This window comes from Amycolatopsis sp. (assembly GCF_035546795.1).
Classification (GTDB): Bacteria; Actinomycetota; Actinomycetes; order Mycobacteriales; family Pseudonocardiaceae; genus Amycolatopsis_E.
In genome coordinates this window covers 160,200-183,876 of the sequence record NZ_DASZWC010000004.1, presented here as the reverse complement: position 1 = coordinate 183,876, position 23,677 = coordinate 160,200, and the positions used below count along the sequence as shown (strand labels likewise).

Genomic DNA, 23,677 nt, shown 5'->3' with positions numbered 1-23,677 from the left:
ATTTTTCCGTGGAGACGCCCCGCATCGGGGAGCCACGTCACTTGATGGCGGAACCGGCCTGCCACTGGCTCCAGGACAGCGCCCAGTCGCCGTAGAGGTCCCACACCGGCAGCTGCTTCCCGCCGGAGTTGCTCACCTCCACCACGTCGCCGAGGCCCAGGTTGTTGAAGAACCACTCGGCGTTCGCGGCGTTGAGGTTGATACAGCCGTGCGACACGTTCGAACTGCCTTGCGCGCCGACGCTGTTCGGGTTCTCGTGGACGAACTCACCGTCGTTGGAGATGCGTTCGGAGAACTTCTCGTCCGAGCGATACCAGTTCGGATCGCCCTGACAGACTCCGTAGGTGCACGAGTCCATCGTGTAGTTCGCGGACTTGAACGAGATGACGTGCGCGCCCAGATGCGTCGGGGTGGCGTCCTTGCCCATCGAGATGGGCATCGTCTTGACCATCTGCCCGTTGTGGAAGATCTGCATCTGCTCGGTGTTGCCGTCGGCCTTCGCGATCCACGAGTCGTGCACGTGGTAGGTCTCCGTGCGGTCCTCCGCGCCGAAGATGCCGTTGCCGAAGTCCACCCCGTAGATGTTCGCGGTCACCGTCAGCGTGGTGCCCGGCTGCCAGTAGTCCTTCGGCCGGTAGTGCACGTTCTTGTCGTCCACCCAGTACCAGCCGCCCTCCTGTGCGGGGCTGGACTTGACCGACAGCTGCTTCTCCACGTCGGCCTTGTTCTTCACCGCGTAGCTGAACTGGAAGACGATCGGCTGGCCGACGCCCACCCCGGTCGACGCGACCGCCGACGGCGCCGGGATCAGGTTCGCGTTGGCCTGTTTGGCGGGGCTCAGTGTGCTGATCTTGCTCTGCTGTTCGGTGGTCTTGCCCGAGCTGTCCGCGCCCTTGGCGTCGATCTGGTAGGTCGAGCCGTACCCCAGTACGTCCTTGGAGGTCCACGTCGTCTTGTCGGCCGAGAGCGTGCCGGCGACCTTCGTGCCCTTGGCGCTGTTGGTCACGGTCACGTCGGTGAGCGTGCCGTTGCTCGCCTTGACGACGATCGGCGTGGTGGGGTTGACGTTCGTCGAATCGGCGGCCGGCTCGATCGACACCGCGACCGCCGGGGCGGCCGACGACGGGCCGGTGCCGCCATTCGTGCCGGTATTGCTGTCGTTGCCCGAATTGCCGGAACTGCACGCGGAAATCGCGAGCGCAGTCGCCAACAGACCGGCGATCAGGCCGGATCGAGTTCTGCCGGAGGACGGTAAAACCTTCTTCAACAACATGTCGTCTCTTTTTGGAGGTCTGGAGGGGGCACGCCTGGCGTAAAAGCTACCGCGCTGGGAAAGACGCCCCGCCACCCGGCTTGTTGTGCCGTAGTGGCGTGGGTCACTCCGTTTTTCCCGGGCTTCACAGGACTTTCACGCCTGGTCCGCCGTAAAGCCCGGGCCCGTCGACGACCAGGCCCTTGAGGTATTCCGTGGCGGCTTCGCAGGCGCCGGCGGCGAGTTCTTCGGTATGGCTGAAATCCAATGGGCTCAACCGTACCGGTGCCGGGCCCGGCAGGTAGACCACCGGTACCTCGGCCGCCGCGTACGGCGCTTCGAGCACCGCTTGATTCCGCATGCTCACCATTGCCGTGTACATCAATACCTCGGCCATCGTCCGCAGCGGGGACGGGACCTGGCCGGGAAAGGCGCAATCCAGTACCACCAACGATTTCGCGCCCATCCCGAGCGCCTGGCGCATCGGCACGTTCGCCACGAGGCCACCGTCGTAGAGCAATTTCCCCTCGTGTGAAACCGGGGGATAAATACCGGGAATCGCCGAACTCGCGAGCAGCGTCGGCCGTAGCGGGCCGGTGCGGAACAATCTCGGCTCCGCGGTGTCCACGTCGGTCGTCACCACGCCGAGCGGCAGTGCGAGATCCTCGAACGTCGTTTCCGCGCCGAGGTGCTCGGCGATGATCGTGGCCAGCCCGTCGTTGGGGAACAGATGCGTCTTCGCGTGCCGCAGCGTGCGGACCTGGCTGAGCAGCCCGCCGGGGAACGCCTCGTGCCGCGTCATGTGCACCCACGTTTTGCGCAGCCGGTTCACCGCGTCGCCAGGGTCGAGGGCGAGTACCGCTCCGTTGAGCGAGCCGACCGAGGTGCCCACCACCAAATCCGGCGTCAGCCCCGCTTCGGTGAGCGCCTGCAGCATCCCCACCTGTATCGCGCCGAGGCTGCCGCCCCCACCGAGTACGAAGCCGACCGGGCGGGGCAACGTCAATCCGGGCATCGGCCTGGCCTTTCCTGATGCGGACCGTCTCCCTTCGCATCGTGCCGTGCCGGTGCGGCCGCGGCCATTCCAGCGTGACCGGCATGACCCACCTGGATTCGGGACTATCGCCAATCGCTACCCAGGGGTAACACTGGAGAGTAACGCAGGTCACAACGGCTCATTCGAGGAGGCTGGCGGATGACTGTGCAACCGAAGGTGACGGAGCAGGAAGCCCGTGCTCTCGCCGAGGAGTCGCGGGAGACGGACTGGCGGAAACCCTCCTTCGCCAAGGAGCTCTACCTCGGCCGGTTCCGGCTGGACCTGGTGCATCCCCATCCGCAGCCCACGCCGGAGGCCGCGGCCAAGGCCGAGCGTTTCCTCGGCGCGCTGCGCGAGTACTGCGCCACCATCGACGGGGCGGTGATCGAACGCGAGGCGCAGATCCCGGACGAGTACGTCAAGGGCCTGGCCGGACTCGGCTGTTTCGGCATCAAGATTCCCGAGTCCTACGGCGGCCTCGGGCTCACCCAGGTGGCCTACAACCGGGCGCTGATGCTCGTCGGCTCGGTGCATCCCACGCTCGGTGTGCTGCTCTCGGCGCACCAGTCCATCGGCGTGCCCGAGCCGCTGAAACTCGCCGGAACCCCGGAGCAGAAGGAGAAGTTCCTGCCACGGTGCGCGAAAGGCGCGATCACGGCGTTCCTGCTGACCGAGCCCGATGTCGGCTCCGACCCGGCCCGGCTGGCCACCGCCGCGGTGCCGACCGAGGACGGCGAGGCCTACGAGCTGGACGGCGTGAAGCTGTGGACCACCAACGGTGTCGTGGCCGAACTCGTCGTCGTGATGGCGCGGGTGCCGAAGTCCGAGGGGCACCGGGGCGGGGTGACGGCGTTCATCGTCGAGATGGACAGCCCGGGGATCACGGTGGAGCGGCGCAACGCGTTCATGGGCCTGCGCGGTATCGAAAACGGGGTCACCCGGTTCCACCGGGTGCGCGTGCCCAAGGAGAACGTGGTGGGCGGTGAAGGCAAGGGGCTCAAGATCGCGCTCGCCACGCTGAACACCGGCCGGCTGTCGATCCCGTCGATGTGCGCGGGCGCGGGGAAGTGGTGCCTGAAGATCGCGCGGGAGTGGTCGGCGGAACGGGTGCAGTGGGGCAAGCCGATCGCCGAGCACGCCGCGGTGGCGAACAAGATCTCCTTCATCGCGGCGACGACTTACGCGATGGAGAGCGTGCAGGAGCTGTCCGGGCATATGAGCGACGAGGGCCGCAACGACATCCGCATCGAGGCGGCACTGGCGAAGCTGTGGGCGAGCGAGATGTCGTGCAAGGTGGCCGACGAGCTGATGCAGATCCGCGGCGGGCGCGGCTACGAAACGGCGGCTTCGCTGGCCGCGCGCGGAGAGCGTGCGGTCGGGGTCGAGCAGCTGGTGCGGGACCTGCGAATCAACCGGATCTTCGAGGGCTCCACGGAAATCATGCATCTGCTGATCGCCCGTGAAGCCGTCGACGCGCACCTGGCCGCGGCCGGGGCGCTGGCGGACGCGGAGGCCGATCTGCAGGCGAAGGCCAAAGCCGCGGCGAAGGCGAGCGGGTTCTACGCGAAGTGGTTACCGCAGCTGGTGGCCGGGCGCGGGCAGAACCCGGCGTCGTTCAAGGAGTTCGGCGTGCTGGCTCCGCACCTGCGTTACATCGAACGGACGTCGCGGAAGCTGGCGCGCTCGACGTTCTACGGGATGGCGCGGTGGCAGGCGGCGTTGGAGAAGCGGCAGGGATTCCTCGGCCGGATCGTGGACATCGGGGCGGAGCTGTTCGCGATGGCGGCCGGCTGCGTGCGGGCCGAGATGCAGGATTCGGCCGCGGCGCGGGAGCTGGCGGACGTGTTCTGCCGTCAGTCACGACTGCGGATCGAGGAGCTGTTCAACGCCTTGTGGGACAACACCGACGACGCCGACCACGACGTGACCGCGCAGGTGCTCGACGGGCGGTACACGTGGCTGGAAGAGGGCGTGTTCGACCCGAGCGAGGGCACCGGTCCGTGGATCGCGGACTGGCGCGCCGGGGAGTCGACGGAGACGAGCGTGGCGCGGCGGATCCTCCGGTAGACAGGTGGGGTGCGGCTGCGGATCGAACTGAGCACGGACACCGTCGAGGGCGCTGTCGCCGCCGACGCGCTGGGTGCGGATCGCATCGAGCTGTGCTCGGCGGGCGCGCTCGGCGGTCTCACGCCGGGCCCCGGGTTGCTGCGGGCGGTGCCGGCGCGGTGCAGTGTGCCGGTGCACGTGCTGATCCGGCCACGGGACGGCGGGTTCGTGTATGCACCGTCCGAAGTGGACGCGATGCTCACCGATGTGGCGGCGGCCGTCGATGCGGGTGCCGCTGGCGTGGTGGTCGGGGCGCTGACCTCGCAGGGTTCGCTCGACGCCTCGGTGCTGGGCGAGTTGCGTGCGGCGGCCGAAGGTCTCGAGGTGACCTGTCATCGCGCGGTCGATACCTGCCGGGATCCCGTTGCGGCGGTGGAAACCCTTGCCACGCTTGGGTTTCACCGTGTGCTGAGTTCCGGCGGCGCAACGCGGGCGGAGGACGGCGCACCGGTCCTCGCCCGCATGGTCGCCGCTGCTCCTGGCTTGTCGGTGATGGCCTGCGGCGGCGTGCGCCCGCACAACGCCCTGCGCATCGTCGAAGCGACCGGCGTCCGGGATCTGCACGCCGCGCCGCGGGTGCCCGCCGGCCCGGAAGTGCCGGAGTTCGGCACCCACGCGACGCTGGACGTGGAGGCAGCGCGGGAGTTGCTCGCCCTACCCCGCTGACGCTGCATCGGCCGCCTTGGCCGCCCGCTCGATTTCCGCGCGCCGGTGCTGCCAGAAGGCCGCATCCTGCCCCCGCCGGGCCATTTCTTCGGCGTCCATGTCGACCTCGCCGTCCAACTGTTCGCGCAGGATGTCGGCGTGCCCGGCGTGCCGGCTGGTTTCGGTGAGGATCTGCACCAGAACGTTGAACAGCGTCACGTCAGGACGTGGCCACCAGGGCACGTGGCCGGGCGAATCGATGGCGAGCGCGGCGATGGTCGCGTCGGAGTGTGCCCAGACGCGCTGGTAGCGGCCGGTGATCTCCTCGCGTGTTTCGTACTCGGTCGCCCACAGGTCGGTGCCGCGCCGTGCGGGGTCGTGCCACCGGGGGACGTACTCGCGGAACGGTCGATCGAAGACCTCACCGAGGTACCGGGCCTCCCACACCGACAGGTGCTTGACCAGGCCGAGCAGGTTGGTGCCGGTCGAGGTCAGTGGACGACGGATGTCGTACTCGGACAGCCCGTCGAGCTTCCGGAGCAGCACCGCACGGATCTCCCGCAGCTCATCGTGCAGGTACTCCTTCACGAAATCATCGATCACGAGTGCGAGCATGCCCCAACCCGGCGGGGTCAGACGTGGGTGTGTTCGCGCTCGGGGTGGCCGCACGCTTCTTGCGGCGGCGCAGGAAGAAGCACACCCCGACGGCGGCCAGTACCGCGATCACGACCAAACCGCCGGTGTTGATCAGGCCTTCTATCCGTTTCGCCGCCTCGCCCAGTGCCACGCCGATGCTGATGTGCAGCGCCGACCAGCACAGCGCACCGGCGAATGCGGCGGGCAGGAACTTGCGGAACGGGAGCCCCGACGTCCCCGCCGCGGCCGGCGTCAGCGTGCGGATCACCGGCAGGAACCGGGCGAAGAACACCGCCCACACGCCCCGCCGTTGCAGGACCCCGGTGGCCTTGTCCCAGCCCTCGATCCCGTACTTCTGGATCAGTTTCGTCTCCCGCAGGCGCGGCCCCCAGCGCCTGCCGATGCCGTAGCCGATCGAATCCCCGGCCGTCGCGCACACCGTGACCACCGCCCACAGGATCAGGAACCTGGGCACCGTATGCGCCGTCGTCGCCGCGATCAGCAGCCCCGATTCGCCCGGTGCCAGGAAACCCAAGCCGATGGTGCATTCGAAGAACACCAGCGTGCCGGTGGCGCCGACCAGCGCCGGCTGCGGCAGGTGCTGCAGCCAGTCCAGGATTCCGGTCACGACAGCCACCTGTTTCCCCCTGTCCGTTTTGCCCCTTGTTGCCGTGGCAACGGTAGCGTGCGGGTGGGGACGGGCGGTTCCGGGAAGATCCCTGAGCGAACCCTGAGCTAGCGGGTGAGCAGGCTGCTGGCCTCCTGCGCGGCGGGCCCGGCCTGGGCGAGATGCACCAGGTTCTCCGGCAGCTCCTCACCGCGGTGCGCCTTCGTCTGCGCGTACAACCGGCCCGCCCGGTACGACGAGCGCACCAGCGGCCCGGCCATCACACCGGCGAACCCGAGCGCCTCGGCGGCCTGCGAGTGCTGCACGAACTCCTCCGGCTTGACCCACCGGTCGACCGGGTGGTGCCGCACGGACGGACGCAGGTACTGGGTGATCGTCAGGATCTCGCAGCCCGCGTTCACCAGGTCACGCATCGCGGGCTCGACCTCTTCCGGGGTCTCGCCCATGCCGAGGATCAGGTTGGACTTGGTGACCAGCCCGGCCACACGGGCCTTGGTGATCACTTCCAGGGAGCGTGCGTAGCGGAACCCGGGGCGGATGCGCTTGAAGATCCGCGGCACCGTCTCCACGTTGTGCGCCAGCACCTCCGGCCGCGACGAGAACACCTCGGCCAGCTGCCCGGGCTCGGCGTTGAAGTCCGGGATCAGCAGCTCGACGCCGGTGCCCGGGTTCATCGCGTGGATCTGGCGGACCGTCTCGGCGTACAGCCAGGCGCCGCCGTCCTCCAGGTCGTCGCGCGCGACGCCGGTGACGGTCGAATAGCGCAGGCCCATCGCCTGCACGCTCTCGGCGACCCGGCGCGGCTCCTCGCGGTCCAGGTCGGCGGGCTTGCCGGTGTCGATCTGGCAGAAATCACAGCGGCGGGTGCACTGGTCGCCGCCGATCAGGAACGTGGCTTCGCGGTCTTCCCAGCACTCGTAGATGTTGGGACAGCCCGCTTCCTCACAGACCGTGTGCAGGCCTTCTCTGCGCACCAGGCCTTTCAGCTCGGTGAACTCCGGGCCCATCTTCGCCCGGGTCTTGATCCAGGAGGGCTTTTTCTCGATCGGCGTCTCGCTGTTCCGGACTTCCAGGCGCAGCAGTTTCCGGCCTTCAGGCACAACAGTCACGCGCCCCAGCCTACGCCGGATGATCCGGTATCCGGGCCTATGCCGGGTCCGGCGTGATCCCCGTCAACTTCGCGGTCAGCTCCCACAACGCGATACCCGTCGCGTGGTCCAGCGCGACCCGCATCGGCTGCACGACGGTGGGCGCACCGCGCATGTGGGCGAAGTTGGCCGGGCCGATGTAGTCCCCGCCGTTCACCCCCGCCGCGGTGGCCGCGTACAGCTGCGGGAGCGCGCCCGTCTTGACGTTCTGCGCGAGCAGGAAATTGCCCGCGCGCGTGACGTTCTCGACCACCGAGCGCACGAGTGCGTTCGGGTAGGAGCGCGCCATCGACGAGGTGAGATTGGTCGCCGTGTAGCCGGGGTGCGCGGCGACGCTGATGACCGGCTCGTCGTCGGCGCGCAGCCTGCGGTCCAGTTCCAGCGCGAACACCTGGTTGGCGATCTTGGACTGGCTGTACGCGACGCCCGGGTTGTAACGCCGGTGCTCGAAGTTCGGGTCCCGCAGGTCGAGGCGCCCGCCGTGGGCGGCGAGGCTCGACATGGTGATCACGCGGGCGTCTTTGCCGCCGCGCAGCGCTGGCATCAGCAGCCAGGTCAGCGCCGCGGGGCCGAGGTAGTTGGTGCCGAACTGCAGCTCGAACCCGTCGGTGGTGAGGCCCTTCGGGGTGGCCATCACGCCGGCGTTGTTCATCAGCACGTCCAGCGCGTCTCCGGTGAGCTCGCGCACCTCGGCCGCGGTCTGCCGGACGGAACCGAGGTCGGCCAGGTCCAGTTTGATCAGTCTCGGCTCGGTCTGTGCGACCGCCTGCACGGTGTGCAACGCCTGCCGGCCGCGTTCCGGTGAACGGCAGGCCAGCAGTACTCTCGCGCCCTTCGCAGCCAATGCTTGCGCACTGCGCAGGCCGAGGCCGGAGTTGGCGCCCGTGATGAGCACCGTCCGGTCCGACTGGTCTGGAATGTCGGCGTCGGTCCAACTCATGCTGGTACTTAACTACAGATCAGGCGCTGGGCGCGAGCATCCGTAGCAGGCTGCCCAATCCGTTACGTGCCCTCGGTTTGCTGCCCTCGTCGATCAGCGCGACGAACGCCGAGCCGATCCGGGTGATCTCGTCGAGCGGCTCGCCAGGGTCCGCGAGTCCGGCAGCGACCGCGAGGGTGCGCAGCCCGGTCTCATGCACGCGGCGAAGCGACTCGTAGCGGCCGACGTTGGCTTCCAGGACTTCGTGCAGCCCGCGGTGCTCGGTGACGGCCTTCCGCCAAGCGCGACGGGCGGCGTCGACGCTCTCGGTCTCGTTGGCGAACTCCACCCGCAGGTAGCCGCTGAGCAGCTGAGTCCAGCGGTAGTGCAGGTAGAGCAGTAGTTGTTCTTCGGTGCCGAAGGCCTGCTCCGCGCCGGGGATCTCCGCGAAGGGCAGCGGCCCTTGGGGATCGCGCGCGGCCTTGCGCAACACGGTCTCGGCAATGTCTCGGCGGCGATAGTGGTCAGTCCAGCTCATGCGCTCACCTCACTGGCGTTCAGTGCCCCATTCCCTGGGGGCGCAGTGTTGGATGATTCGCTCGCAGGCTCGCTCATGGGTCGTCCCCTCTGTGTGACCCCGGCCATACTCTGGGTTTTCTGCATACCGGCGGTATGTCCCAACACGGCCAACATACCACGGGTATGTGAACGGGGTCCGGGCGTAGGCTGTGAGGGTGGCGACAATGCGGTCCAGGCGGCTCGACTATTCCGAGTCCACTCGTTCGGCGCTGGTGGACAGCGCGGTGGAACTGTTCACAAAGCGCGGTTACGCCGGCACCTCGCTGGATGAGGTGGCGAAGCGGGCGAGAGTGACCAAAGGCGCGCTGTACCACCACTTCAGCGGTAAGCAGGCGCTTTTCGAGGCGGCTTTCGCGAAGGTCGAAAGCGCGGTTTTCGGGCGCCTGGAAGAAATCATGCAAGGGCCGGAGGCGCCCTGGGAACGTGCTTTGCGCGGGCTGCGCGAATTCATTTCCAGCTGCCTCGATCCCGCTTATCAGCGTATTGCCATTCACGAGGGCCCGGTCGTGATGGGCTGGGAACGCTGGCGCGAAGCCGAGGACAGGGCGAGCTTCGGGCTGATCCGCTCCAGCCTCGAGGACCTCATCGACGCCGGTGAAGTGGACGAGGTGCCCGTGGAGATCACCTCGCGCCTGCTGTTCGGCGCCCTTTCCTCGGCGGCCACCGAAATCGCCCGCTCCCCGGACCCGAAGAAGGTCGGCAAGCAGGTCGAGACGGTCATCGTGCAGCTGCTCACAAGGGTGCGGCGAACCGGTGACCAATCCGGCCAAAAGTAGGCCCACCTGATCAACTGGCAGCCTGCCTACGTTTGCCTGATAAGCCGTAACTGTGGCCGGATTGGTCATGAATGGCGCAGTAGTGTGGCGTCGTGGACTTACGGATCTTCACCGAGCCCCAGCAGGGGGCCAGCTACGACGATTTGCTCGCGGTCGCGAAAACCACCGAGGACGCCGGGTTCGACGCGTTCTTCCGGTCCGACCACTTCCTCGCGATGGGCTCGGCCTCCGGCCTGCCCGGCCCGACCGATGCCTGGGTCACCCTCGGCGCGCTGGCCCGCGAGACCACCCGGATCCGGCTGGGTACGCTGGTCACCGCGGCCACCTTCCGGCATCCTTCGGTGCTCGCGATCTCGGCCGCCCAGGTGGACCAGATGTCCGGCGGGCGGGTCGAGCTCGGTCTCGGTTCCGGCTGGTTCGACGCCGAGCACTCCGCCTACGGCATCGACCTGCCGCCGCTGAAGGAGCGCTTCGACCTCTACGCCGAGCAGCTGGAGATCATCACCGGCCTGTGGGAAACCCCGGTCGGCGAGACGTTCAGCTTCGCCGGGCAGCACTACCAGCTCAAGGACGCGCCCGGGCTGCCGAAGCCGGCGCAGACCCCGCGTCCGCCGGTGATCATCGGCGGCCAGGGCAAGAAGCGCACCCCGGCGCTGGCCGCGCGCTTCGCCGACGAGTTCAACCTGCCCTTCGCCGACGCGGCCACGGCCAAGGCGCAGTTCGAGCGCGTCGAAGCCGCGGCGCGCGAGATCGGGCGTGACCCCAAGGAAATCACCCGTTCCGTCGCGTACACCGTGTGCGTGGGCCGGGACGACGCAGAGGTCACCCGCCGCGCCGAAGCGATCGGCCGCGATCTGGCGGAACTCAAGAAGAACGGCCTGGCCGGCACCCCGGCCGAGGTGGCCGACAAGATCGGCCGTGTCCGCGAGGAAAGCGGGATCACCCGGCTCTACTTCCAGGTGCTGGACCTCGCCGACCTCGACCACATCACGCTGATCGCGTCGAAGCTGGCTCCGCAGCTGGGCTGAGCACCCCTGAGAGACGCCCCGGCCGGGGCGTCTCTCAGGACAACGCGAACGTGACGCCGGGCGCGGCCGGCGCTTGCGGCCGCGGCAGCCAGCGGTCTTCGCTCACCGGGAGTTCGCCGTCGAGCGCGGCCAGCACGGCGTCACGCGCCAGCGGCAGCGCCTCGGCCACGGTCACGTTCCGCTCCAGTTCGAACGACAGCGAGGTCACGCCGGCGTCGCGGATCCCGCAGGGCACGATCTTGTCGAACGCCGTCAGGTCCGCGTTGCAGTTGAGCTCGAACCCGTGCATGGTCACCCCGCGCTGCACGCGGATGCCGATCGCGGCGATCTTGCGTTCCGGCCCGCGGTCGTCGGCAGGCACCCAGACCCCGCTGCGGCCCTCGACGCGGCCGGTGTGCACGCCGAACTGGTCGCATACCTTGATCAGCGCCTCTTCCAGCCGCCGCACGTAGTGCACGACGTCGATCGGGTCGCCGAGCTTGATGATCGGGTACCCGACCAGCTGGCCGGGGCCGTGCCAGGTGATCTTGCCGCCGCGGTCCACGTCGATGACCGGGGTGCCGTCCTGCGGCCTGTCCTCGGGCTCGGTGCGCTTGCCCGCCGTGTACACCGACGGATGCTCCAGCAGCAACATCGTGTCCGGGCCTGCACCGTCGGCTCTGGCGTTGACGTAGGACCGTTGCAGTTCCCAGGCTTCGAGGTAGTCGATGGTGCCGATCGGACGGACGTCGACCGGCTCCCTGGCGGCGCGGCAGGACGGAACACTCACGTTTCGCAGGCTACGCCGCGTCCGCGCGCGCGGATACGGGTCCCGGTAGGAGCCGCAGCACACTCGCCGCGATGAGCCCCACACCGAGCACCGCCAGCACCGCGCCGACCGTGTCGGTCAGCCAGTGCACGCCGAGGATCAGCCGGGTCACCGCGACCAGAACCGTCCAGACACCGGCGACCGAAGCCACCCATTTCGTCACCGCCGGGGCGAGCCACACGCACAGCAGCACCGCCGCCAGCCCGGCGCTCGCGGCGGAAACCACATGGCCGCTGGGATACGAGAATTCGGCGTACACCCGTGGCCGCACCCGTACGAACAACGGTTTGCCGAGCGGACTGGTGAGCCGGCACAGCGCGTAGACGACCAGCACCCGCACGATGACGAGCGCGTCCCGGCGGCGCCCCCGATACCAGCACAGGGCCGCCGCGACCAGCATCCCGGCGGCGAACACCGCGGGGATCACCAGCCCGAACCAGTCGCTGACCACCGTCGTGACCTGGCCGAACGTGCCACGCCACCAGCCCTGGAACGCGCCCGCGACCGACAGGTCGATCCCGAGCGGATGCGCGGTGACCGCGACGCCCAGCGCTACGAACAAAGCCAGCGTGAGCACGCCGGAACCGAGCCAGCGGGTCAAGATGTGGCCGCCAGCGCGGAGTCCAAGGTGGTGTCGGCGAAGGAGAAACCGGCCTTCTGCAACACTTCCGGTACCGCCCGCTGCGAAACCAGCGCCATCTCGTCCGCGGTCTCGCCGAGCGCGGTCCGCAACGCGAACGCGGGCACCCACCACGGCGCGGGACGGTTCAGCGCGCGGCCGAGCGCCTTGGTGAACTCGGCGTTGGTGGCCGGGTTCGGGTTGCACAGGTTCACCGGGCCGGACACGGTTTCGTGCTCGATCGCGAACCGGATCGCGGACACCTCGTCACGCAGGCTGATCCACGGCATGTACTGCCGCCCCGAACCGAGCCTGCCGCCCAAACCCAGCCAGAACAACGGTTTCAGCGGCTGCAGCAGCCCGCCCCGTCCACTGAGGACCAACCCGGTGCGCAGGTTGACCACCCGGGTGCCCGCCCGCGACGCAGGCGCTGTGGCGCCCTCCCACGCTCCCGCCAGATCGGCCAGAAACCCTTGCCCGCGCGGGGAGTCCTCGGTCAGCAGCCGGTCGCCCGCGTCGCCGTAGAAGCCGACCGCGGAAGCGTTCACCAGCACCGGGACCCGATGTTCGGCGACCGTTTCGGCGAGTACTTCCGTCGGCTCGACGCGGCTGTCCACGATCATCTGCTTGCGTGCCGCGCTCCACCGCAGCCCCATCGAGGAGCCGCACAGGTTGACCACCACGTCGACGCCTTCGAGGGCACGCTCGTCGATCCGGCCGGCCGGCGGATCCCAGCTGTACTCGCCCTTGCCGCGGACCAGCCTGCGCACCTCGTGCCCGGCCCCGCGCAGCGCGGTGATCAACGGATTGCCGATGAGCCCGCGGGATCCCGCGACCAGCACTCGCATGTCCTCAACCTTAAGCACACGGTGCTGATCGTTGCCAATCCGACCACAGCCACGGCGGAAACGGTGTCTTCAGCAGATCGGCTCCGGACCGTATCCGCCTGCTTTTGGCCGGATCGGCAAAGCAGAAGGCGCCCCGCCAGTACGGCGGAGCGCCTCCTCACCTCAGGCTTTTCAGAGGCCGAGCTCGTCCTCGAAGTGGCCCTCTTCCAGGCGGTTCTTGATGGTGGTCAGGAACCGGCCGGCGTCGGCACCGTCGATCAGGCGGTGGTCGTAGGTCAGCGCCAGGTAGGCCATCGACCGGATCGCGATCGTGTCCTGTCCCTCGGCGTCGGTCACCACGACCGGCCGCTTCACCACCGCGCCGACGCCCAGGATCCCGGACTGCGGCTGGTTGATGATCGGGGTGTCGAACAGCGCGCCGTTGCTGCCCAGGTTGGTCACCGTGAAGGTGCCGCCCGAGAGCTCGTCCGGCTTGACCTTGTTCGCACGGGTGCGGGCCGCGAGGTCCGCGATACCGCGCGCCAGGCCGGCCAGGTTCAGCTCGCCCGCGTTGTGGATGACCGGGGAGATCAGGCCCTTGTCGGTGTCGACGGCGACGGCGAGGTGCTCATCGCCGAAGTACGTGATCTCCTTGGACTCCTCGTTGAGGTAGGCGTTGATGTTCGGGTGCTGCTTGAGCGCCTCCACGGTCGCCTTGGCGAAGAACGGCAGGAACGTCAGCTTGACGCCCTCGCGCTCCTGGAACGCCGACTTCGCCTGCTGGCGCAGCCGGGCGACCTTGGTGACGTCCACCTCGAACACCTGGGTGAGCTGCGCCGAGGTCTGCAGCGACTCACGGGTGCGCTGCGCGATGACCTGACGGATCCGGCTCGCCTTCTGCACCGTGCCGCGAAGCGCGGCCAGCTCGGGCGAAGCCCCGGCCGCGGCCGGGGCGCTCGGACGCTGCGCCGCGGGTGCGCTGGGCGCGGCGGCGGCAGGCTGCTTCTGCTGCTTGGCCTCCGCGGCCGCGAGCACGTCCTGCTTACGGATCCGGCCGCCGACGCCGCTGCCGGTCAGCGAGGCCAGGTCGATGCCGTGCTCGGTGGCCAGCTTGCGGACCAGCGGCGTGACGTACGGGCCGCTGCCGTCCGACTCGGCCTGCGCGGCCGCCGGGGCGGCCTGCGGAGCGGGAGCCTGCGGAGCAGGGGCCTGCGCGGCGGGCTGCGGCGTGGGCTCGGGCTTGGACTCCTGCACCGGCTCGGGCTTCGGCTCCGGGGCCTTCTGCGGCTCGGGCTCGGGAGCCTGCTGCGCGGGCGCGGCCGAGGCGTCGCCGATGACGGCGAGCTGCCCGCCGACCTCGACCGTCTCGTCCTCGTTCACGCTGATCTCCAGCAGCGTGCCGGCGACCGGGGAAGGCACCTCGGTGTCGACCTTGTCGGTGGAGATCTCCAGTAGCGGCTCGTCGACCGCCACCGAGTCACCGACCTGCTTGAGCCAGCGGGTGACGGTGCCCTCCGTGACGCTCTCGCCCAGCTCCGGCAGGGTCACCGGGGTGCCGCTCGCCGAACCACCGGACGACGGCCGCGCGGCCGGAGCGGACTCCTGCGCCGCGGGCGCCTCCTGCTGCTGCGGCTCGGGCTCGGGCTCGGGTTCCGGCTTGCTTTCCTGCGCCGGGGCCGCGGCCTCGCCACCGCCGGAGCCGTCGTCGATCACGGCGAGCTCGCCGCCGACCTCGACGGTCTCGTCTTCCTTGGCGACGATCCGCTGCACCACACCGGCGACCGGCGAGGGAACCTCGGTGTCGACCTTGTCGGTGGAGATCTCCAGTAGCGGCTCGTCCACCGCTACGCTGTCACCTTCCTGCTTCAGCCACCGGGTGACTGTGCCCTCCGTGACGCTCTCCCCGAGCTCCGGCAATGTGACGGAGTAGGCCATCGTTCGCTGACTCCCTTTGAATCTCGTGTTGCTGCGGTCTGTGGTTTCGAGAGGTTCGTCAGCTGTGCACGTGCAGTGGCTTGCCCGCGAGGGCAAGGTGTGCTTCGCCGAGGGCCTCGGTCTGGGTGGGGTGGGCGTGGATCAGCGGGGCGACGTCCTCCGGGAAGGCCTCCCAGTTGTAGATGAGCTGCGCCTCGCCGATCAGCTCGCCGACCCGGTCGCCGACGAGGTGCAGGCCGACCACGGGGCCGTCCGGCGCCTTCACCAGCTTCACCGCGCCGGAGGTCTTGAGGATCTGGCTCTTGCCGTTGCCGGCGAGGTCGTAGGTGAACGTGGTGACGCCGGAGCCGTACTTGTCCTTCGCGGCGGCCTCGGTCAGCCCCACCGAGGCGACCTCCGGGTGCGAGTAGGTGACGCGCGGGATGCCCGCCTCGTCGATCGCGCGCGGGTTCTGCCCCGCGATCTCCTCGGCCACGAAGATGCCCTGCGCGAACCCGCGGTGCGCGAGCTGCAGGCCGGGCACGATGTCGCCGACCGCGTACACGTTCGGGATGTTGGTGCGGAGCCGGTCGTCGGTGAGCACGAAGCCGCGCTCCATCCTGACCCCGGCCTCCTCGTAGCCGTGGCCCGCGGTGTTCGGGCCGCGGCCGACGGCCACCAGCAGCAGGTCGGCCTCCAGGGTTTCGCCGGTCTCCAGCGAAACGCTCACGCCGTTGGCGTCCTGCTTGGCACCGGTGAACTTCACGCCGGTCTTGAAGCCGATCTTGCGGCGGCGGAACGCGCGCTCGAGCTGCTTGGAGGCGAACTCGTCCTCGTTGGGGACCAGCCGCGGCAGCGCCTCGACGATGGTGACGTCCACCCCGAAGGAGGCCCACACGCTGGCGAACTCGACCCCGATCACGCCGCCGCCGAGCACGACGACCTTCTCCGGGATGTAGTCCAGCGACAGCGCGTCCTCGCTGGCGATGATCCGGCCGCCCAGCTCCAGGCCCGGCAGGGTCCTGGAGTACGAGCCGGTGGCCAGGATCAGGTTCTTGCCGGTGTAGCGCCGGCCGTCGACCTCGACCGTGGTGCCGCCGACGTAGGTGCCGGTGCCCTCGACCAGGGTGACCTGATGCGCCTTGGCCAGCCCCTGCAGCCCCTTGTAGAGGCGCGAGATGATGGTGTCCTTGTACTTGTTGACGCCGGCGATGTCGACGCCCTCGAGGGTGGTCTTGACCCCGAACTGCTCGCCGTCGCGGGCGGTGTCGGCGACCTCAGCGGCGTGCAGCAGCGCCTTCGTCGGGATGCAGCCGCGATGCAGGCACGTCCCGCCCAGCTTGTCCTTCTCCACCAGGACTACGGATTGGCCCAGCTCCGCGGCACGGAAGGCCGCGGCGTAGCCGCCTGATCCGCCACCAAGGATCACCAGGTCGGCGCCAGCGTCGGTCACTTCAACTCTCCTCGAGGAGCTCATCGGCGATGCTCGTCTTGTCGTCCGCTCAACGTCGTGTTACGTCGGGACCCTCATCATCTTGTCACTAGGACGTTCGCGTCTGCGACCGAGGCGGCAGTGCCGGTGACCACAGACGGGAGCACTCCGCGCCGCCGGGATAATGGTGTTGACAAGGTCCGAGATGGGGTGGTCGAGGTGGGGCTGTTCAGTTCCCTCCGCAGGAAGAACAGACCGGGCACGACGCGTGGCGCCAGCGAGCGTGACACGAAGCACCTCGAAGAGTGGGCGGCCACGCGGCGCGGGGTCGAGGCGTACGTGGAGCCGCGCACCACCGTCACCGAAACCACCGTGGTGCTGATCGCCCACGACGGCGAGTGGACGCGCCGGCGCATCGGCAGCCCGGACGCCGCCCAGCAGTTCGGCCGCAAGCGCGGCATCCCGGTGTACGAGGTGGCCAAGGTCGGCTACCCGAACCGGATGCGCGAGTACACCCAGCGCATGAAGAAAGCCCAGGGCTGAGGCCCGGTCCCCTCGCCAGGAGTGGGGACCAGGTGTCCCATCAGTCGTTTTCGGCGATGTCCGCGAGCACCGCGGCGATGGTGCGAACCGGGACGCCGGTGCCGCCCTTGCCGGTGTAGCCCCACGGGCCGCCGGTGTTGAACGACGGGCCCGCGATGTCGATGTGCGCCCACGGTAGGCCCTCGGCCACGAACTCCCGCAGGAAGATCCCGGCGGCGAGCATCCCGCCCCAGCGGTGCCCGGTCACGTTCGCCAGGTCGGCCAGCCGCGAGTCCAGCTCGCCGCGCAGCTCCTCGGGCAGCGGCATGGCCCAGCCGCCCTCACCGGTGGCCTGGGCGATCGCGGCCACCCGGTCCCGGAACTCGTCCGAGCCCATGATCCCGGCCGTGCGGTTGCCCAGCGCCACGACCTGCGCGCCGGTCAGCGTGGAGGTCTCGATCAGGTAGTCCGGGTCCTCCTCGGCGGCGCGCACGATCGCGTCGGCCAGCACGAGGCGGCCTTCGGCGTCGGTGTTGAGCACCTCGACGGTCTTGCCGCCGTACATGCTGAGCACGTCGCCAGGCCGGTACGAAGTGCCCGAGGGCAGGTTCTCCGCCAGCGGGATGTGCGCGGTGACCTCGAGCGGGTACTTGAGCTTCGACGCGAGCACCACCGACGCGAGCACGGCCGCCGCGCCCGACATGTCGGAGGTCATGTGGTCCATGTTCGCCGCGGGCTTGATCGAGATGCCGCCGGAGTCGAACGTGATGCCCTTGCCGACGAGCGCGACCTTCTTGCCTGCCTTCGGCCCCTGGTAGCTCACGCGCAGCAGCCGCGGCGGCCGCGAAGACCCGCCGCCGACGCCGAGGATGCCGCCGAAACCCTTGCGCTTCAAGGCTTTCTCGTCGAGTACCTCGAACTCGAGGCCGGCCGTTTCGGCGAGCTTCTTCGCGCGCTCGGCGAAGGACGCGGGGAACAGGTCGTTGGGCGGGGTGTTGATCAGGTCGCGGGTGGTGATGACCGCTTCGGCGATCGCGGTGGCCGCCTTCAGGGTGGCCTTGTGCGCCTTGTTCGGGCCCTCGGCCGGCTGCACGAAGTCCACCGCCGCCACCGGCGCGTCACCGGCCGAGGACTTGTACTCGGTGAACTTGTACGCGCCCAGCGCGATCCCTTCGACCGCCGCCTGCAGGTCCAGCGACGACAGCAGCACCAGAGCGCGGGCGGTGCCGCTCAGCGCGCGCCCCGCGGCACCCGCGGCGCGACGGATCTGCTCCTGGCCCACCGAACCGTCGTCGGCCGCCTTGCCGAGACCGACGGCCAGTACGACGTCGGCGTTCAGCTTGCCCAGCGTCGGCAGCTTGGTGATTTCTTCGGCCTTGCCGCTCGCGCCGAGCGATGAGAGCACGCTCGCCAGCTTGCCGTCGAAGGCCGCGTCCACGGCCTCGGCGCCGGGCGCGAGCGCAGGCGCCTGCTCACCCTGGATGACGCCGATCAGGACGACCTCGGCCCGGCTCTTCCCCAGAGCGGCGTCGGCGTTTTCGTACAGGGCAAACTTCGGCACGGTCACTTATGGCTCCTCGCGCGCGGACGTCGGGTGATCGTGAGCCATGCTAATGAGGGCGGGTGGAACGCAGAAAGGCAGGTGGCGGGCGTGCAGGTCGGCGCGGGGCTGCTGATCGCGCTGGCTGTCGGCGCAGCGGCCGGCGGCTGGTGGCTACTGGCCGGAGTGGTGCTGGCCGGTCTGCTCGCGTGGCTCACGCCGTGCGCCGAAGTACCGCACCGCGCGGAGCCGCTCGTCGCCGGGACGCGGATGGTGGTCCGGCTGGCCGGAATGCCGTTGTTCGCCTCGGTTTTCGCCGCGTACCTCGTGCCCGGACAGCCTCGGATCGCCGCCGTGGTGCTGGTCCTGCTCGTCACGATCGCCGACGCGCTCGGCTTTTCGCTGCCGCGCTACGCCCGTGGCTGGCTGCTGGGCATCCTGCTGGTCGGCGCGGCCGGATTGGTCGCGTTGTGCCTCGCGATCTCGCCCGAACGCGGCGCCGGCGAGCACCAGGCCTTCACCGGCATGTTCGCGGCCGGCGCGGCGCTGTTTCCCTTGCTGAACAAGCGAAATCTCGGCTCGCTCGCCGCCGTGCCCGCGGTGTGCGCCGCGGCGCTCTACCAGCTCGGCCCGGTCCGCCTTGGACTGTCCAAGGTGCCCGTGCGGGATCTGCTGGCCGCCGTCGACGGACAGCCGCTTTACCCGCTGCTGGCCGGAATTGTCGTGGTCGCGACCGTTCCGGCGGCGCTGCGGGCACTGGCCGGAGCCCGTGCGGATCTGCCGCGCCGGCCGGGTGCTGTCGCTTGTGGACTGGCCGCTGCCGTCGGAGCCGCACTACTCGAACCCGAGCAGGCGCTGCTGCTGGTGGCCGCGCTGGCGCTGGCCGAGGTGCTGATCGTCAACCTGCTCACCATTTCGGCCCAGGGCCGCGACGTGCGGGCCGTGCTCGCCGCCGCGCTGGCCATCACGCTGCTGGCCTGGGTGCCGCCCAGGTACCTGCTGCTGGCCGTCCTGGTGCTGGCGCTGGGGGTTACAGCACGAACGCGAGCACCGTCAGCACCACGTCCACCACGAACAGGATGACCACCGACTTCACCGGCAGGTCGCGCGGGAAGACCTTGTCGTGCAGGCTGCGCCACCACACCACGCCGAAGACCGCGGCGACCAGGCCGAGGATGCCGCCGAAGACGCCGGAGAGCAGCAGGTAGCCGACCAGGATCAGGGTCCCGGCACCATACGTGAGCAGCAGGGCAGCGGCGAAAGTGCGGACGTCCGACCCGGTTCCGGCGGACACACTGTTTGTGGTCACCTGTCCGATCGTAGAGGGAGGATGGATTCTCGGACGTCCGACTAAGAGATATTCTGGCGGTCATGACGACCACGATGCCTTTCACCCGTACCCCGAACCCGACTCCCGCGTCCGCGGAGCGGGTAGCGGAGGTACTGGCGAAGCCTGGCTTCGGGACGTACTTCACCGACAACATGGTCAGCGCGCGCTGGAGCACCGAGCAGGGTTGGCACGACCTGGCCGTGCGTGCCTACGAGCCGATCACGCTCGACCCGGCCACGTCGGTCCTGCACTACGCGCAGGCCATCTTCGAGGGGCTCAAGGCGTACCGCCAGCCGGACGGCGCCATCGCCGCCTTCCGGCCCGAGGCCAACGCGGCCCGGTTCCGCGATTCGGCGCGCCGCATCGCGATGCCGGAGCTGCCGGACGAGTTGTTCCTCGGTTCGCTGCGCGAGCTCGTGACGGTGGACAACCGCTGGGTGCCCGGCACGCCGGGGGAGAGCCTGTACCTGCGCCCGTTCATGATCTCCACGTCGGTGGGCCTCGGCGTGAACGCGCCCGCCAGCGAGTACCTGTACCTGCTGATCGCCTCCCCCGCGGGCAGCTACTTCACCGGTGGCGTGAAGCCGGTGAGTGTGTGGCTGTCCACCGAGTACGTGCGGGCGGCGCCCGGCGGTACCGGGGCCGCGAAGTTCGCCGGCAACTACGCGGCGTCCTTCGTCGCGCAGACGCAGGCCGTGGAGCAGGGCTGTGACCAGGTGGTCTGGCTCGACGCGGCGGAGCGGCGCTGGGTCGAGGAGATGGGCGGGATGAACCTGTTCTTCGTCTACGGCTCGGGCGCGGATGCCCGCGTGGTCACCCCGGAGCTCAGCGGTTCGCTGCTGCCCGGCGTCACCCGCAGCTCGCTCCTGCAACTGGCGAAGGACTTCGGCCACGAGGTCGAGGAACGCCGGATCTCCACCGGCGAGTGGGAGAAGGACGCCGTGTCCGGGGAGCTCACCGAGGTGTTCGCGTGCGGTACCGCCGCGGTGATCACGCCGGTGGGCCGGGTGAAGCACGGCGGTGGCGAGTTCCTCGTCAACGGCGGGCAGCCCGGCGAGCTGACCATGAAGCTGCGCGCCGAGCTGACCGGCATCCAGGAGGGCACCCGCCCCGACCCGCACAACTGGATGAGCAGCTTGTCCTGATCGATGCGTTCGTGATGGCCCCGTCCGCCGGACGGGGCCATCACGGCGTTTCGGGCGGGGTGACCCCGGCGTCTTCGTAGGTGGCGACGTCGCTGAGGAGCCGGGCGGCCATCGCGAGCACGGGCAGCGCCGTCAGCGCGCCGGCCGCTTCGCCGAGCCGGATGTCCAGGTCGAGGATCGGTTCGAGGTCCAGGTGGTCCAGCGCCAGGTCGTGCGCGGGCTCGGCGCAGCGGTGCGCGGCGGCCCACCAACCGCGCGAGTTCGGCGCCAGCTCCTCGGCCACGAGCGCGGCCGCGCTCGCCGCGAGCCCGTCGAGCAGCACCGGCGTCCGCCGGATCGCGGCTTGGGCCAGAAAGCCTGTCATGGCAGCGATATCGGCCCCCGAGGACACGCGCAGCAGCGCGACCGGATCGGTCAGCACGGTGCGCGCCCGGCGCAGCGCGTCGCGGATCACGGCGGCCTTGCGCATCCACGCGTTGTCGTCGATCCCGGAACCGCGGCCGACCACGGCGACCGGTTCGGTGCCGGTGAGCGCGGCGATCAGCACCGAGGACGGGGTGCTCACCCCGACCCCGAGATCACCGGCGATGAGCAGGTCGGCGCCCGCGTCCACCTCGGCGTCGGCGAGGGCGATCCCGGCGCGCAGCGCGGCGTCGGTCTCCTCCGGCGAAAGCGCGTCCTCGGTGTCGATGGCGCCGGATCCCTTGCGCACCTTGAATTCCTGCGCCGCAGTCTCGCCGTCGACCGCGAGGTCGACCACCCGCACCGTGGCACCGGCGACGGGCGCGAGCGCGGTGGGCACGCCTTCGTTCTTGAGCAGCGCGTTCACGAGTTGCGCGGTGACTCCGGCGGGATAGGCCGAGACGCCCTTCGCGGCCACCCCATGGTCACCGGCGAACACGACCACCCGCGGCCGCGTGAACGGGCGCGGCGGGCAGACGCCCTGGCACGCGGCGATCCACGCACCCAGCTCCTCCAGCTTGCCCAGCGAGCCGACCGGTTTGATCAGCGTCGCGTGCCGCCGCTTGGCCTCGGCGCGCACGAGCTCGTCGGGGTGGGGGACTGCGGCGAACTCGAGTTGACTCACGGCGTCAACCTAGCGCCCTAGGATTTCCGTTGTGACGGAACCTCAGGCGGCCGGAGTGGTGCTGGCGAGCGGCGCCGGTACCCGGGTCGGCGCGAACCTCAACAAGGTGTACCTGCCGCTCGCGGGGCGGCGGGTGGTGTCGTGGTCGCTCGAGGCGTTCGCCTCGGTGCCGGAGGTGGGGGTGATCCTGCTGGTGACGCGCCCGCAGGACGCCGAACTCGTGGAGAGCGTGCGGATCCCGGGGCTTGAGGTCGTGCACGGCGGCGCGACGCGGCAGGAGTCGGAATTGCGCGCGTTGCGGCATCTCGCGGCGCGGATCGAGCGCGGCGAGATCGACACGGTGTTGCTGCACGACGGGGCGCGCCCGCTGGTGAGTACGAAGCTCATCGGCGAGGTCCTGTGCACGGCTCGCGAGCACGGCGGCGCGATGCCGGGCCTGGCCGCGGACGACATCGTCACGGCCGACGGCGGGCGCGTGACCGGCACGATGGTGCGCGCCCAGACCCCGCAGGGATTCCGGGCGGCGCCCCTGTTGTCGGCCTACGAACAGGCCGCGCGCGAAGGTTTCGACGGCACGGACACCGCTTCGGTCATGGAGCGCTACTCGTCGCTGCCGGTGCACTGGGTCCCCGGCGAAGAGCAGAACTTCAAGGTCACCTACGCGCACGACCTGGTCGTCGCCGAACAGATGCTCCGCTAGGCGGGGCTGCGGGTCTCGCGGGGGTCGTCGACGACCACGCCTTCGAGCACTTCGTCGATCGCCTTCAGCAGGTCGGCGTCGAGCTTCACACCGGCGGCCTTGACGTTCTCGTGGACCTGCTCCGGCCGCGAAGCGCCGATGATCGCCGAGGCGATGTTCGGGTTCTGCAGCACCCACGCGACGGCCAGTTGCGGAAGCGACAACCCGGCCTGTGCGGCCAGCGGTTCCAGCTTCGCCACCCGCTCCAGGACCTCGTCCCGCAGGAACCGCGTCACGGTGCGGGCGCCGCCGTTCTCGTCGGTGGCACGCGAACCCGCCGGCGGCGGCTGGCCGGGCTTGTACTTTCCGGTGAGCACACCCTGCGCGATCGGGGACCAGACGATCTGGCTGAGCCCTTCGCGCTCGGAAGCGGGCACGACCTGCGACTCGATGACCCGCCACAGCATGTTGTACTGCGGCTGGTTGGAGATCAGCGGAACACGGAGCTCGCGGGCGAGCGCGGCGCCACGGGTGATCTCCTCGGCCGACCACTCCGAGACCCCGACGTAGAGCACCTTGCCCTGGCGGACCAGGTCGGCGAAGGCGCTGAACGTCTCCTCCAGCGGGACCGAGTTGTCGAACCGGTGCGCCTGGTAGAGGTCGATGTGGTCGGTCTGCAGACGCTGAAGCGACGCGTTGCAGGACTCGAGGATGTGCTTGCGGCTGAGGCCCTGGTCGTTGGGGCCCTTGGGGCCGGTCGGCCAGAAGACCTTCGTCGCGATCTCCAGGCTTTCTCGCCGCTGCCCGGCGAGCCCGCGCCCGAGCACGGACTCGGCGGCGGTGTTCGCGTAGACGTCGGCGGTGTCGAAGGTCGTGATCCCAGCGTCGAGCGCGGCCTTGATGCAGGCCTGCGCCTGCTCCTCCTCGATCTGCGAACCGTGGGTGAGCCAGTTCCCGTAGGAGATCTCACTCACGGAGAGGCCACTACGGCCAAGACGGCGAAATTCCATATCGCCACCCT

The 23,677-nt window shown here is 69.5% G+C and carries 25 protein-coding genes; 9 read left to right on the top strand and 16 right to left on the bottom strand.

The window, feature by feature from the left end:
• Nucleotides 1-37: 37 nt before the first annotated feature.
• Nucleotides 38-1,099: a L,D-transpeptidase gene (locus VHD82_RS06070; protein ID WP_414637458.1), complete on the bottom strand. Its 1,062-nt coding sequence runs from the start codon at nucleotides 1,097-1,099 to the stop codon at nucleotides 38-40.
• On the opposite strand from VHD82_RS06070, the gene VHD82_RS36750 reads away from it, so the two are divergent.
• Complete coding sequence (locus tag VHD82_RS36750; protein WP_414637463.1) at nucleotides 1,017-1,316, top strand: hypothetical protein; 300 nt, start codon at nucleotides 1,017-1,019, stop codon at nucleotides 1,314-1,316. The genes VHD82_RS06070 and VHD82_RS36750 overlap by 83 nt on opposite strands.
• Before the next feature lie 81 nt (nucleotides 1,317-1,397).
• Here the strand turns inward: VHD82_RS36750 and VHD82_RS06065 are convergent, their stop codons facing one another.
• Nucleotides 1,398-2,267, bottom strand: a complete 870-nt coding sequence (locus tag VHD82_RS06065) for a patatin-like phospholipase family protein (protein ID WP_325697862.1) — start codon at nucleotides 2,265-2,267, stop codon at nucleotides 1,398-1,400.
• Between the two features lie 180 nt (nucleotides 2,268-2,447).
• Between VHD82_RS06065 and VHD82_RS06060 the strand changes: the two genes are divergently transcribed.
• Both VHD82_RS06060 and VHD82_RS06055 read left to right on the top strand, forming a co-directional pair.
• Complete coding sequence (locus tag VHD82_RS06060) at nucleotides 2,448-4,355, top strand: acyl-CoA dehydrogenase family protein (protein ID WP_325697860.1); 1,908 nt, start codon at nucleotides 2,448-2,450, stop codon at nucleotides 4,353-4,355.
• Between the two features lie 9 nt (nucleotides 4,356-4,364).
• Nucleotides 4,365-5,060, top strand: a complete 696-nt coding sequence (locus VHD82_RS06055; protein WP_325697858.1) for a copper homeostasis protein CutC — start codon at nucleotides 4,365-4,367, stop codon at nucleotides 5,058-5,060.
• Here the strand turns inward: VHD82_RS06055 and VHD82_RS06050 are convergent.
• The 5 genes from VHD82_RS06050 to VHD82_RS06030 form a co-directional block, all read right to left on the bottom strand.
• Nucleotides 5,049-5,654: a DinB family protein gene (locus tag VHD82_RS06050; protein WP_325697856.1), complete on the bottom strand. Its 606-nt coding sequence runs from the start codon at nucleotides 5,652-5,654 to the stop codon at nucleotides 5,049-5,051. The genes VHD82_RS06055 and VHD82_RS06050 overlap by 12 nt on opposite strands.
• The gene (locus VHD82_RS06045) at nucleotides 5,632-6,312 is read right to left on the bottom strand and encodes a DedA family protein (RefSeq protein ID WP_325697854.1); all 681 of its coding nucleotides are present in this window, start codon (nucleotides 6,310-6,312) and stop codon (nucleotides 5,632-5,634) included. The genes VHD82_RS06050 and VHD82_RS06045 overlap by 23 nt, the downstream gene beginning before the upstream one ends.
• A gap of 98 nt (nucleotides 6,313-6,410) precedes the next feature.
• The gene (lipA, locus tag VHD82_RS06040; protein WP_325697852.1) at nucleotides 6,411-7,412 is read right to left on the bottom strand and encodes a lipoyl synthase; all 1,002 of its coding nucleotides are present in this window, start codon (nucleotides 7,410-7,412) and stop codon (nucleotides 6,411-6,413) included.
• A gap of 37 nt (nucleotides 7,413-7,449) precedes the next feature.
• The gene (locus tag VHD82_RS06035) at nucleotides 7,450-8,391 is read right to left on the bottom strand and encodes an oxidoreductase (protein WP_325697850.1); all 942 of its coding nucleotides are present in this window, start codon (nucleotides 8,389-8,391) and stop codon (nucleotides 7,450-7,452) included.
• Between the two features lie 19 nt (nucleotides 8,392-8,410).
• Complete coding sequence (locus tag VHD82_RS06030; protein ID WP_325697848.1) at nucleotides 8,411-8,908, bottom strand: hypothetical protein; 498 nt, start codon at nucleotides 8,906-8,908, stop codon at nucleotides 8,411-8,413.
• Nucleotides 8,909-9,113: 205 nt separating this feature from the next.
• On the opposite strand from VHD82_RS06030, the gene VHD82_RS06025 reads away from it, so the two are divergent.
• Both VHD82_RS06025 and VHD82_RS06020 read left to right on the top strand, forming a co-directional pair.
• Nucleotides 9,114-9,725, top strand: coding sequence for a TetR/AcrR family transcriptional regulator (locus VHD82_RS06025; protein ID WP_325697846.1), 612 nt, complete (start codon nucleotides 9,114-9,116; stop codon nucleotides 9,723-9,725).
• 92 nt (nucleotides 9,726-9,817) lie between these two features.
• On the top strand, nucleotides 9,818-10,753 hold the full coding sequence (locus tag VHD82_RS06020; RefSeq protein ID WP_325697844.1) for an LLM class F420-dependent oxidoreductase: 936 nt from the start codon (nucleotides 9,818-9,820) through the stop codon (nucleotides 10,751-10,753).
• A gap of 34 nt (nucleotides 10,754-10,787) precedes the next feature.
• On the opposite strand, the gene lipB is transcribed toward VHD82_RS06020, so the two are convergent.
• From lipB to lpdA, 5 genes are all read right to left on the bottom strand, one after another.
• The gene (gene lipB, locus VHD82_RS06015; protein WP_325697842.1) at nucleotides 10,788-11,522 is read right to left on the bottom strand and encodes a lipoyl(octanoyl) transferase LipB; all 735 of its coding nucleotides are present in this window, start codon (nucleotides 11,520-11,522) and stop codon (nucleotides 10,788-10,790) included.
• A gap of 10 nt (nucleotides 11,523-11,532) precedes the next feature.
• Complete coding sequence (locus VHD82_RS06010) at nucleotides 11,533-12,162, bottom strand: phosphatase PAP2 family protein (RefSeq protein WP_325697840.1); 630 nt, start codon at nucleotides 12,160-12,162, stop codon at nucleotides 11,533-11,535.
• Entirely contained in the window at nucleotides 12,159-13,028 is an 870-nt protein-coding gene (locus tag VHD82_RS06005; RefSeq protein WP_325697838.1) for a TIGR01777 family oxidoreductase, read from the bottom strand. Before VHD82_RS06005 ends, VHD82_RS06010 begins: the two co-directional genes overlap by 4 nt.
• A 171-nt stretch (nucleotides 13,029-13,199) precedes the next feature.
• Entirely contained in the window at nucleotides 13,200-14,942 is a 1,743-nt protein-coding gene (gene sucB, locus VHD82_RS06000) for a 2-oxoglutarate dehydrogenase, E2 component, dihydrolipoamide succinyltransferase (protein WP_325697836.1), read from the bottom strand.
• A 58-nt stretch (nucleotides 14,943-15,000) separates the two neighbouring features.
• The gene (gene lpdA, locus VHD82_RS05995) at nucleotides 15,001-16,374 is read right to left on the bottom strand and encodes a dihydrolipoyl dehydrogenase (RefSeq protein ID WP_325697834.1); all 1,374 of its coding nucleotides are present in this window, start codon (nucleotides 16,372-16,374) and stop codon (nucleotides 15,001-15,003) included.
• Nucleotides 16,375-16,563: 189 nt separating this feature from the next.
• On the opposite strand from lpdA, the gene VHD82_RS05990 reads away from it, so the two are divergent.
• Nucleotides 16,564-16,896, top strand: coding sequence for an oxidoreductase (locus VHD82_RS05990; protein ID WP_325697832.1), 333 nt, complete (start codon nucleotides 16,564-16,566; stop codon nucleotides 16,894-16,896).
• A gap of 40 nt (nucleotides 16,897-16,936) precedes the next feature.
• Here the strand turns inward: VHD82_RS05990 and VHD82_RS05985 are convergent, their stop codons facing one another.
• On the bottom strand, nucleotides 16,937-18,442 hold the full coding sequence (locus VHD82_RS05985; RefSeq protein WP_325697830.1) for a leucyl aminopeptidase: 1,506 nt from the start codon (nucleotides 18,440-18,442) through the stop codon (nucleotides 16,937-16,939).
• Between the two features lie 84 nt (nucleotides 18,443-18,526).
• Between VHD82_RS05985 and VHD82_RS05980 the strand changes: the two genes are divergently transcribed.
• The gene (locus VHD82_RS05980; RefSeq protein ID WP_325697828.1) at nucleotides 18,527-19,498 is read left to right on the top strand and encodes a hypothetical protein; all 972 of its coding nucleotides are present in this window, start codon (nucleotides 18,527-18,529) and stop codon (nucleotides 19,496-19,498) included.
• Here VHD82_RS05980 and VHD82_RS05975 read toward each other — a convergent pair.
• On the bottom strand, nucleotides 19,446-19,724 hold the full coding sequence (locus VHD82_RS05975; protein ID WP_325697826.1) for a hypothetical protein: 279 nt from the start codon (nucleotides 19,722-19,724) through the stop codon (nucleotides 19,446-19,448). The genes VHD82_RS05980 and VHD82_RS05975 overlap by 53 nt on opposite strands.
• Before the next feature lie 62 nt (nucleotides 19,725-19,786).
• Here VHD82_RS05975 and VHD82_RS05970 point away from each other — a divergent pair, with 62 nt between their 5' ends.
• Nucleotides 19,787-20,890, top strand: a complete 1,104-nt coding sequence (locus VHD82_RS05970; protein ID WP_325697824.1) for a branched-chain amino acid aminotransferase — start codon at nucleotides 19,787-19,789, stop codon at nucleotides 20,888-20,890.
• Between the two features lie 40 nt (nucleotides 20,891-20,930).
• Here the strand turns inward: VHD82_RS05970 and cobT are convergent, their stop codons facing one another.
• Nucleotides 20,931-21,977, bottom strand: coding sequence for a nicotinate-nucleotide--dimethylbenzimidazole phosphoribosyltransferase (gene cobT, locus VHD82_RS05965; protein WP_325697822.1), 1,047 nt, complete (start codon nucleotides 21,975-21,977; stop codon nucleotides 20,931-20,933).
• Between the two features lie 22 nt (nucleotides 21,978-21,999).
• Here cobT and VHD82_RS05960 point away from each other — a divergent pair, with 22 nt between their 5' ends.
• Entirely contained in the window at nucleotides 22,000-22,677 is a 678-nt protein-coding gene (locus tag VHD82_RS05960) for an IspD/TarI family cytidylyltransferase (protein ID WP_325698008.1), read from the top strand.
• Here the strand turns inward: VHD82_RS05960 and VHD82_RS05955 are convergent.
• Nucleotides 22,674-23,666, bottom strand: coding sequence for an aldo/keto reductase family protein (locus tag VHD82_RS05955; protein WP_325697820.1), 993 nt, complete (start codon nucleotides 23,664-23,666; stop codon nucleotides 22,674-22,676). The genes VHD82_RS05960 and VHD82_RS05955 overlap by 4 nt on opposite strands.
• Nucleotides 23,667-23,677 lie beyond the last annotated feature (11 nt).

Bases quoted from the DNA above. Each gene is read 5' to 3' on its own strand.
- VHD82_RS06060 (WP_325697860.1), top strand. From the start codon at position 2,448: ATGACTGTGCAACCGAAGGTGACGGAGCAGGAAGCCCGTGCTCTCGCC.
- VHD82_RS06005 (WP_325697838.1), bottom strand. From the start codon at position 13,028: ATGCGAGTGCTGGTCGCGGGATCCCGCGGGCTCATCGGCAATCCGTTG.
- VHD82_RS06065 (WP_325697862.1), bottom strand. From the start codon at position 2,267: ATGCCCGGATTGACGTTGCCCCGCCCGGTCGGCTTCGTACTCGGTGGG.
- VHD82_RS06030 (WP_325697848.1), bottom strand. From the start codon at position 8,908: ATGAGCTGGACTGACCACTATCGCCGCCGAGACATTGCCGAGACCGTG.
- VHD82_RS06025 (WP_325697846.1), top strand. From the start codon at position 9,114: ATGCGGTCCAGGCGGCTCGACTATTCCGAGTCCACTCGTTCGGCGCTG.
- VHD82_RS06050 (WP_325697856.1), bottom strand. From the start codon at position 5,654: ATGCTCGCACTCGTGATCGATGATTTCGTGAAGGAGTACCTGCACGAT.
- VHD82_RS05970 (WP_325697824.1), top strand. From the start codon at position 19,787: ATGACGACCACGATGCCTTTCACCCGTACCCCGAACCCGACTCCCGCG.
- sucB (WP_325697836.1), bottom strand. From the start codon at position 14,942: ATGGCCTACTCCGTCACATTGCCGGAGCTCGGGGAGAGCGTCACGGAG.
- VHD82_RS05955 (WP_325697820.1), bottom strand. From the start codon at position 23,666: ATGGAATTTCGCCGTCTTGGCCGTAGTGGCCTCTCCGTGAGTGAGATC.
- VHD82_RS06035 (WP_325697850.1), bottom strand. From the start codon at position 8,391: ATGAGTTGGACCGACGCCGACATTCCAGACCAGTCGGACCGGACGGTG.